General features: G+C 61.4%; 1 protein-coding gene and 1 pseudogene. Both read left to right on the top strand.

The genetic code is table 11. The annotated features are described in order from the left end of the window. A pseudogene (locus tag J5M58_RS25700) lies at positions 1–671 on the top strand (type VI secretion system tip protein VgrG); the annotation flags it as partial. Then, on the top strand, positions 671–1,594 hold the full coding sequence (locus tag J5M58_RS25695) for a hypothetical protein (RefSeq protein ID WP_112254258.1): 924 nt from the start codon (positions 671–673) through the stop codon (positions 1,592–1,594). The pseudogene J5M58_RS25700 and the gene J5M58_RS25695, both read left to right, overlap by 1 nt. Positions 1,595–1,717: the final 123 nt, after the last annotated feature.

The following is a 1,717-nucleotide window of genomic DNA, read 5'->3' as shown; positions in this document are numbered from 1 at the left end:
CCGGGCGTACCTATTGCGGAAACCAGCTGCCGCCGTACGACCTGCCCGAACACAAGACCCGCATGACCATCAAGAGCCAGACCCACAAGGGCGATGGCTTCAACGAGCTGCGCTTCGAGGACGAACTCGGCAAGGAAGAAGTGTTCATCCATGCCCAGCGGGACCAGAACAATGTAGTCGGTAATGATGAGACCACGCGTGTGGGGCGTAATCGTGTCGAACAGGTTGGCAACGATGAGCACTTGAATATCGGCCATGACTTCCACCAGGAAACCGGGCGTGACCATACCCAGCTCATCGGGCAAACCTGCCGCGTGGATATCAAGCATGACCTGATCGAGAAGATAGGCAACGATCGTAGCGAATCAACAGGGGCCAATCACCAGGCCTTTGTCGGAAAGGACGCCGAACTTGTCGTCAAAGGTGCACAAAAGGTCACGGTCGGGCAGGGCATGGAGCAACATACGACGATCTATCAGGTGCGCGCCAGTGAGCGCATCGAGTTCATGACCGCGGGCGGCAGCATTGTACTGGATGGGCAGGGCATCACCATCAATGGGCTGAAACTCGACCTGCTGGGGCAAACCAGCGCGGCTGCGTCAGGGGCTGGAGGTAGCCAGCCACTCGAGCTTGCGCCTGACGCCAGCAACAAGTGCGAGGCCAAGGTCTGATGCGCACTGATAACCTGGCCAGGCTCATCGAAAGCCACCATGGGGAGCACTTGTACTGCCACGTGCTGATAGATCCGCTTGCCACTGCTCACAAAGGCGATCACGCCGTACTTGCCCCGCTGCGCAATGCCCTGGGTGAGCAGGCATTGACCCGGGTGCACCGGGACGACCTGGCCCATGCCCCTCAACTGCATCCTGTACTGGCCTGCCTGGCTTCGCCCGGAACGCTCCCCAGTCGCGGTCTGCTGGAACTGACCGCCCGGGCAGCGCAGAGGGCGCTGTTTCAGCAACGGCGTTACCTGTGTGGCTGGCTGTTCAGCGAGGCGTCTTCGGCCACTGTCGCATCCCATCTCACAGCCTTGTGCCGGCTACCCGATTCCAATCGGGAGTTCGGCAGCTACCCGGTCTACGAACCCGTGCGCCTGGAGTTGCTTGCAGCGATGTTCGAGCGGCTCGAACAAGGCCCATGGTGGCCGATCAGTGACTGGTTGTTCCTGAGTAGCGGTGGACGGTTGGCAAGCCTGAAAGGGCAGAGCGGGCGGCGACACCCTTTGCCGGCACCTGCGCGGCGAATTCAGGATGACGTGGGGCTGATCGAACGTGTGCTGGCTACCTGGAGAGTGTTGCGGGTGGGTTCGCACCATGTCGATCAGTGTCAGATTCCAGCGTTTGCTGCGGTGCGTGCTTCGAACCATGTCGATGATGCACGCAGGTTGGGCCTGAGCGAGAGGGAGGACATCGTGGCTTTCGCTCTCCATCACCTGTGCATTCACCCCAGGCTGCATACCGTACCTGCGGTAAGCGAAATGGTCGACGCAGCAGCCAGAGGCAGGGCCCCGCTTGCCGCGTTGCTTGCGCGCTACTCCGAGGCGCAATGGCGCCAACTGATCGAATGCCTGCCGAAGTCCGAGAGTCGCTTATGACCATCAGCCAACGTATTGCCATTGCAGTCGCCGAAGCCGCGCTGCCGCACGACCAGTGCATGTCCTGCGAGCGCCAGGGCCTGCCGATCCTGCCGCTGCGTCGCGCCCTGGTGCCGGATACCC

The organism is Pseudomonas sp. 32_A (assembly GCF_017490905.1).
GTDB lineage: Bacteria > Pseudomonadota > Gammaproteobacteria > Pseudomonadales > Pseudomonadaceae > Aquipseudomonas > Aquipseudomonas inefficax.
This window is presented reverse-complemented; position numbering and strand designations above follow the sequence as displayed.